Below are 6,748 nucleotides of genomic sequence, written 5' to 3'. Positions count from 1 at the left end.
GCGCGCGGCCGTACGCCTCCAGCCGGTGGGCGGCACGGAGTGGGGAGGGCCGGAGGCGGCGGACTCGCTGGGCGGGGGCGTCACGGGCGGTACCTCGATCCGGTCGCAGAATGAACTTTTGTTCTGTGCAAACGTTGCACAGCCCAAAAGCGCATGCCACAGAGAACCGGTCGCGAAACGGCATCACCTCGGCCGCGATGCGGGCACCACGGCCGGACCGCGATGCGGGCACCACGGCCGGACAGGGGTACAAAGAGGCATGCCCGCACACTCCGCTGCCACCCCCGACGGCGCCCCCGCTTCCGGCGACGCCCCCGAGCCGGGCGGCGGTCCCGGCCCCGGGGGCTCTCCCGCCCACGGGGGCGCCGGTGCCCAGGGGGGTGCCGCCGACGACGTCGACGCCGTGACGCACGCGGTACTGACCGCGTCGCGGTTGCTCGTCGCCGTCGCCGCCCGCTCCCTCGCGGAGGTCGAGGACCGGGTGACCCTGCCCCAGTTCCGGCTGCTGGTGGTGCTCGCCACGCACGGCGACGTGAAGCTGGTGGAGCTCGCCGACCGGCTCGGCGTCAACCCCTCCACCGCGATGCGGATGGTGGACCGGCTGATCGCGGCCGGCCTCGCCGAGCGCCGGGTGAACCCGGGCAACCGCCGCGAGACCGTCCTGCGGGTGACGCCGGAGGGCAGCCGGCTCGTCGCCGACGTCACCGCCGGCCGCCGCCGGGAGATCGCCGCGATCGTGGCACGTCTCGACCCGCGGCAGCGCACGGCGCTGGTGGAGGCGCTGACGGCGTTCACCGAGGCGGGCGGCGAGGTACCGGCACCGGCGGTCTACCCGCTCGGCTGGACGTAGCGACAGCCCGCGCGAGGCCTCAGTCGGTGTCGCGTCCGGCGTGTTCGGGCGTCAGGTCCTCCAGCGAGGGCATCGGCTCCCCGCGCGCCGGAGCCTGTGCGGCCTTGTCGGACACTCCGGCCGGGGATCCGGTGGCCTTGGACCCGGGGGCCTTCCCCCTGCCCGCGAGTACCGCCTGGAGCTTGGAGGCGACCGGTTCGGTCCAGCGGGCGGTGAGCGGCCCGACGATGACCAGGATCAGCACGTACGCGGTGGCGATGGGCCCGATCCTCGGCTCCGTCGCCACGGCCAGACCGGCGATGACGATCGAGAACTCACCGCGTGCGACCAGGGTGCCGCCCGCGCGCCAACGGCCCCGGGGGCCGATTCCGGCGCGCCGCGAGGCGTACCAGCCGGTGCCGATCTTGGTGAGGACGGTGACGACCGCGAGCAGGGCGGCCGGAAGGATGACCGGCGGGATCGCGGCCGGGTCGGTGGACAGCCCGAAGAAGACGAAGAAGACGGCGGCGAACAGGTCGCGCAGCGGTGTCAGCAGCTTGCGCGCACCCTCGGCGACCTCGCCGGACAGGGCGATGCCCACGAGGAACGCGCCCACGGCGGCGGAGACCTGGAGCTGCTGGGCCACCCCGGCCACCAGGACGGTGAGCCCGAGCACGACGAGGAGCAGCATCTCGGGGTTGTCCGAGGAGACGGCACGGCTGATGAGGCGCCCGTGGCGCAGCGCCAGGTACAGCACGAAGCCGACGGTGCCGAGCGCGATGAGCAGGGCGACGCTGCCGCCGGCCAGGCCGACACCGGCCAGCATGGCGGTGAGCAGCGGCAGGTAGACGGCCATCGCAAGGTCCTCGATGACGAGGACGCCGAGGATGACGGGGGTCTCACGGTTACCGAGCCGGCCCATGTCCGTCATCACCTTGGCGATGACGCCGGAGGACGAGATCCAGGTGACGCCGGCGAGCGCGACGGCCCCCACGGGCCCCCATCCGAGCATCAGACCGGCGATCGCGCCGGGTGTCGCGTTCAGCAGGAAGTCGACGGCCCCGGACGGGTACTGCGTCTTGAGACTGGTGACGAGCTCGGAGGCGCTGTACTCCAGTCCGAGCAGGAGCAGCAGCAGGATGACGCCGATCTCGGCGCCGATGGAGGTGAACTCCTCACTTGCGCCGAGCGGCAGGAGCCCGCCTTGCCCGAAGGCCAGTCCGGCCAGCAGGTACAGGGGAATCGGCGAGAGCCCTATCCGCCCGGCGAAGCGTCCGATGATGCCGAGCCCCAGAATGACGGAGCCCAGCTCCACCAGCAGTGCGGTCGTGTCGTGCACGGTCAGCCCTCCGCGATGATGTCGGAGAGCGTGTCCACGCCCTCACGTGTTCCTACAACAACGAGCGTGTCCCCGATGGCCAGCCGGAAGTCCGGCCCGGGAGACGGATGCGCACTGTGCGTGCGCAGGACGGCCACGATCGACGCCCCGGTACGGGTCCGCGCCTTCGTGTCCCCGAGCAGCCGCCCGCCGTACGGCGAACGGGTCCCGAGCGGAATGTGCTCGGTGACGAGGTCGATCCCCTCGGTCCGCACGGCGTCGATCGGCGCGGCGTCGATGAGGTGCGCGAGACCGGTGGCCTCGGCGGTCGTCAGGGGTACGGAGAGGCGGCACGAATCAGGGTCGTCCTTCTCGTAGAACCCCAGGAACCGGCGGCCGTCGTGGTGCACGACCACGGAGATGTGCTGTCCCGACTCGGTGGTGTAGTCGTACTGCACGCCGACTCCGGGCAGAGATGTGCGGTGGGTTCCCATGGCTTCCTCCGGAGGAGCGCAGCGGTAAAGTGACGCTTTTGGTCATTTCTTTAGTCGTCCATTACCTTATCGGGCCACGTCAACGGGGATCCCGGACAGACCGTAGGCTGGACCGATGACCAGAGGCCGCCGGATCCGCCGCCTGGCGACCGGGGGCGCGACCTGGCTCTGGTCCACACGCCACCGCCACCCCGGCTGCCGCGACGAGGTCTTCCTCCGCGACCAGGACTCCGGCGCGGCCCTGCGCCTGGTCTTCGGCCCGTCGCCCGGCCGCATCACCTCGGGCGGCTTCACCGGCCCCACGGGCACCGTCACCGCCTCGGACGACGGCCCCCTGAACCTCCACGAGCCGGGGGTGGTGCGCCGGTTGCTGGACGAGGCGGTGGCGCGCGGGCTGGTACCGGCACCCGGCGTGACGGCGGAGGCGGACGGCTGGCCGCTGTACGACGCGGTCGTCCGGGCCGGTCCCGGGGCCCGGACCACCCCGGCCCGGACTCCCACCGGAGAGCGCACGCCTACCGGCCCCTGACGCCCGCGGACCGAGCCCTCGCCCCTCGGCGGCCCCCCCCGGCCGTCTTGTCCCCCGAGCGAGCTACGCGCAGGTGTCCACCGTGAGGGGACGCTTCCCGATCACCCGATCCGTAGCGTTCGGATCGGTCGCGGCGCCTGGGTCGCGGGTCTGACGAGGGAGTTCTCATGAGGGTGGTCTGGCAGCTCTTGGCCGTGGCGGCGGTCTCCATGGTGGGGGGCAACGCCGTCAACGCGCTGGACGGGAGCCCGTGGCTCACCCTCGTCCTCGGCCTGCTGGTCTGCGTCGTCTCGGTGCCCGTCTACCGGTGGGTGGTGGGGAGGACCGAGCACCGGCCGGTCACCGAGCTGGCCCGCGAGGGGGCCGGGCCCGCGGTCGGGCGGGGGCTGCTGATCGGCGTCGCGATGTTCGCGGCCGTCATAGCGAACATCGCCTTCCTCGGGTACTACGACGTCCACGGTCTGGGCTCGGTGCAGGGCGCGGTGGGACTGGTCGGCTTCATGGCCGCGGCCGCGTTGTCCGAGGAACTGCTGTTCCGGGGCGTCCTGCTCCGGATCGTCGAGGAGTTCGCCGGCAGCTGGATCGCGTTGACGCTGACCGGCCTCGTGTTCGGCCTGATGCACCTGGCGAACCCGCACGCCGACCTGTGGGGTGCCGTCGCCATCGCGATCGAGGCCGGCGGCATGCTCGGCGCCGCGTACATCGCCACCCGCAGCCTGTGGCTGCCGATCGGTCTGCACTTCGGCTGGAACTTCGCGGCGGCGGGCATCTTCAGCACCGAGGTCTCGGGCAACGACACCGCGAAGGGGCTGCTGGACACCACGACGTCCGGCCCGAAGGCGATCACCGGCGGTGCGTTCGGGCCCGAGGGCAGCCTGTACTCGGTGCTGTTCGGCGTGCTGCTGACGATGGCGTTCATGTGGCTGGCGCACCGTCGCGGCAACCTGGTGCCCCGTCGCCGTGCCGACCGGACCGAGGCCGCCACTACACTCGTCCGATGATCGGCATACGCCAAGTTCCCGAGCGCGCCCGCTCGTTGGTCGGCAGGGTCTGGTACGTCCCGCTCGCGCTGATGCTGTTCGCCGCCACGTTCGTCCCGGCGCTCCGCGGCAACGGGACGGAGCTCGGCGGCCTGCCGACCCGGTCCTTCGACGCCCTGGCCGTCGTGGCGGCCGCTCTCCAGAGCCTCCCGCTCATCGGGCGGCGGCGGTGGCCGGTCATCTGCTTCACCCTCGTGCTGCTCGGCTTCTCCCTGGACCAACTGCGCGGTTACCACCTGCTCGCGGGCACCGCGCTGCCCATCGCCCTGCTGGCGGTGGCGGCCTACCTGGAGAAGCACCGGCGCGCCACCGCGCTCGCCCTGTCCGCGGCGTACGTCCCGCTGGCGGTCGCACTGCACCGGATCGGCGATGATCCGGTCGAGGAGTTCGTGACCTTCTACCTGGCGATGTCCCTCGCCTGGGCCCTCGGGACGTGGTTCCGCTCCACCCAGGCCGCGGAGAGGGAGCGCCGGGCCCGCATCGCCGAGGACACGCGCACCGCGGAACGCACCCGCATCGCCCGCGAACTCCACGACGTCGTGACCCACCACGTGACGGCGATGGTCGTCCAGGCCGAGGCGGCCCGCTATCTGACCGCGGCGCCCGACCGTCTGGACCAGAGCCTCACCGCCGTCACCGACACCGGCCGGCGGGCCATCTCCGACCTGCGGCACCTGCTCGACCTGCTCAACCCCGACCACGGCACGGAGGCCAAGGAGCCGACCGTCGGTAGACTCCTCACGCTCGTGGAACAGACGCGTCGGGCCGGGCAGCCGGTGGAGTTCGCCGAGGACGGCACGCCGGCCCAGTCGACCGGAAGCGCCGACCTGGTGGCCTACCGGGTCGTCCAGGAAGCCCTGACGAACGCCCTCAAGTACGCCCACGGAAGCCGCACGTCGGTGCGGGTCCGGCACGGCGAGAAGGAGATCACCGTGGAGGTCGGCACGGACGGGTCCGGCCCGAGGACCGAGGGGCCCGGCGGCAGCGGCAAGGGCCTCGCCGGTCTCCGGGAGCGGGTCGACGTCCTGGGCGGCGACTTCAGCGCGGGCCGGCGGGCGGAGGGTGGCGACTTCGTCGTCCGGGCGCGCATCCCGGCGGGGGGATCGGTGTGAGCACCCCGATCCGGGTCCTGGTCTGCGACGACCAGGCGCTGATCCGCACCGGGCTGGTGACGATCATCGACGCGCAGCCCGACATGGAGGTGGCGGGCGAGTGCGGGGACGGGCGGGCCGCCGTCGAGCTCGTCGAGAAGGTGCGCCCGGACGTCGTGGTGATGGACGTGCGCATGCCGGTGCTCGACGGCATCGGGGCCACCCGCCTGCTGGCCGGGTCCGGGGTGCCGCACCCCGTCAAGGTGCTGGTGGTGACGACGTTCAACCTCGACGAGTATGTGTACGAGGCGCTCCGCGCGGGCGCCAGCGGGTTCCTCCTCAAGGACGCGCCGCCGTCCCAACTGCTGCAGGGCATCCGGACGGTGGCGGCCGGGGCGGCCCTGCTGGACCCGGAGGTGACCCGTCAGCTGGTGGGCCGGTACGCCGCCCGGATCCGGCCCACCGAGGGCACGGCGGCGCAGGACATCCCGCTGACGCCGCGTGAGCTGGAGGTCCTGCGCCTCATCGCGGACGGGCTCTCCAACAACGAGATCGCCGCGGCCCTCGTGATCAGCCGGGAGACCGTGAAGACGTTCGTCTCGCGCATCCTCACCAAGCTCGACCTCCGCGACCGCGTCCAGGCGGTCGTCTACGCCTATCGCCGGGGCCTCGTGACCTGAGGCGCCGCGCCTGCGCGCGTCCGGGCGTACACAAGGGCCCGGCCGCGACACGTCGGGGCGTCGCGGCCGGGCCGGGGTGGGGACGGGGCTCGTGTCAGTCCTTGATCTCGATCTGCTCGCCGTTCTCCGAGGGCGAGGCGGACGCGGGCGCCGGTACGTCGGCCGTGGCCGTCCGGCCCCGCAGGTTCTGGAGCAGCGCGCCCAGGTCGACACCCGTGGTCGAGCTGAGCAGCTCCATGCCCTGGGCCACGTTGTCGGTGACCGTACGGGACAGCTGGCTGGCGCCGTCCGTGGAGATGACCGTCATCTTGTCGATGGCGCTCAGCGGCTCGGAGGCCTTGGCGACGACGCTCGGGAGCACCTCGACCAGCATCTGGAGCACGGCCGCGTCGCCGTACTGCGCGAACGCGTCGGCCTTCTTCTGCATGGCCTCGGCCTCGGCCGAACCCTTGGCGGCGATGGCCGCGGCCTCCGCCTCACCCTCGATGCGTACGGCGTCGGCGAGCGCGGAGCGGTGCAGCTTCTCACCCTGACCGGTCAGACGGGCGCGCTCGGCCTCGGCCTCGGCCTCCTTGACCTGGGCGATACGGCGGGCCTCGGCCTCCTGCTCGGCCTGGTAGCGGGCGGCGTCGGCCGGCTTGCGGACCTTGGTGTCGAGCTCGCGGTCCGTCAGGGCGGCCTGGCGCTCGGCGACCTTCTCCTGCTCGCTGAGGACTTCCTGCTGGCGGGCGGCCTCGGCGAGCGGGCCCGCGGCGTTGGCCTTGGCG

Annotated in this window: 8 protein-coding genes; 5 read left to right on the top strand and 3 right to left on the bottom strand. The window is 72.7% G+C overall.

Annotated elements, in window-relative coordinates; all coding sequences use genetic code 11:
• Window positions 1-259 precede the first annotated feature (259 nt).
• Complete coding sequence (locus tag IH13_RS0113535) at window positions 260-850, top strand: MarR family winged helix-turn-helix transcriptional regulator (protein WP_031084169.1); 591 nt, start codon at window positions 260-262, stop codon at window positions 848-850.
• Between the two features lie 19 nt (window positions 851-869).
• Here IH13_RS0113535 and IH13_RS0113530 read toward each other — a convergent pair whose 3' ends face one another.
• Both IH13_RS0113530 and IH13_RS0113525 read right to left on the bottom strand, forming a co-directional pair.
• Window positions 870-2,168 (bottom strand): cation:proton antiporter, encoded by a 1,299-nt coding sequence (locus tag IH13_RS0113530; protein ID WP_031084168.1) that lies wholly within the window; start codon window positions 2,166-2,168, stop codon window positions 870-872.
• A gap of 2 nt (window positions 2,169-2,170) precedes the next feature.
• Window positions 2,171-2,641, bottom strand: coding sequence for a cation:proton antiporter regulatory subunit (locus tag IH13_RS0113525; protein ID WP_031084165.1), 471 nt, complete (start codon window positions 2,639-2,641; stop codon window positions 2,171-2,173).
• 115 nt (window positions 2,642-2,756) lie between these two features.
• On the opposite strand from IH13_RS0113525, the gene IH13_RS0113520 reads away from it, so the two are divergent.
• From IH13_RS0113520 to IH13_RS0113505, 4 genes are all read left to right on the top strand, one after another.
• On the top strand, window positions 2,757-3,170 hold the full coding sequence (locus IH13_RS0113520; protein WP_234433288.1) for a hypothetical protein: 414 nt from the start codon (window positions 2,757-2,759) through the stop codon (window positions 3,168-3,170).
• Between the two features lie 167 nt (window positions 3,171-3,337).
• Window positions 3,338-4,171 (top strand): CPBP family intramembrane glutamic endopeptidase, encoded by an 834-nt coding sequence (locus IH13_RS0113515; RefSeq protein WP_031084161.1) that lies wholly within the window; start codon window positions 3,338-3,340, stop codon window positions 4,169-4,171.
• The gene (locus IH13_RS0113510; protein WP_031084160.1) at window positions 4,168-5,322 is read left to right on the top strand and encodes a sensor histidine kinase; all 1,155 of its coding nucleotides are present in this window, start codon (window positions 4,168-4,170) and stop codon (window positions 5,320-5,322) included. Before IH13_RS0113515 ends, IH13_RS0113510 begins: the two co-directional genes overlap by 4 nt.
• Window positions 5,319-5,981: a response regulator gene (locus tag IH13_RS0113505; RefSeq protein WP_031084158.1), complete on the top strand. Its 663-nt coding sequence runs from the start codon at window positions 5,319-5,321 to the stop codon at window positions 5,979-5,981. Before IH13_RS0113510 ends, IH13_RS0113505 begins: the two co-directional genes overlap by 4 nt.
• Window positions 5,982-6,075: 94 nt before the next feature.
• Here IH13_RS0113505 and IH13_RS0113500 read toward each other — a convergent pair.
• Window positions 6,076-6,748, bottom strand: a 673-nt coding sequence (locus IH13_RS0113500; RefSeq protein ID WP_031084156.1) for a flotillin domain-containing protein, incomplete at its 5' end; no start/stop codon positions are given.

This window comes from Streptomyces sp. NRRL WC-3549, from assembly GCF_000721935.1.
In the GTDB taxonomy this organism is placed as follows: Bacteria; Actinomycetota; Actinomycetes; order Streptomycetales; family Streptomycetaceae; genus Streptomyces.
The sequence above is the reverse complement of the archived record's forward strand: the minus strand, read 5'-3'. Positions and strand labels throughout refer to the sequence as shown.

Coding starts and splice junctions, on each gene's coding strand:
- IH13_RS0113535 (WP_031084169.1), top strand. CDS start 260: ATGCCCGCACACTCCGCTGCCACCCCCGACGGCGCCCCCGCTTCCGGC.
- IH13_RS0113525 (WP_031084165.1), bottom strand. CDS start 2,641: ATGGGAACCCACCGCACATCTCTGCCCGGAGTCGGCGTGCAGTACGAC.
- IH13_RS0113520 (WP_234433288.1), top strand. CDS start 2,757: ATGACCAGAGGCCGCCGGATCCGCCGCCTGGCGACCGGGGGCGCGACC.
- IH13_RS0113515 (WP_031084161.1), top strand. CDS start 3,338: ATGAGGGTGGTCTGGCAGCTCTTGGCCGTGGCGGCGGTCTCCATGGTG.
- IH13_RS0113510 (WP_031084160.1), top strand. CDS start 4,168: ATGATCGGCATACGCCAAGTTCCCGAGCGCGCCCGCTCGTTGGTCGGC.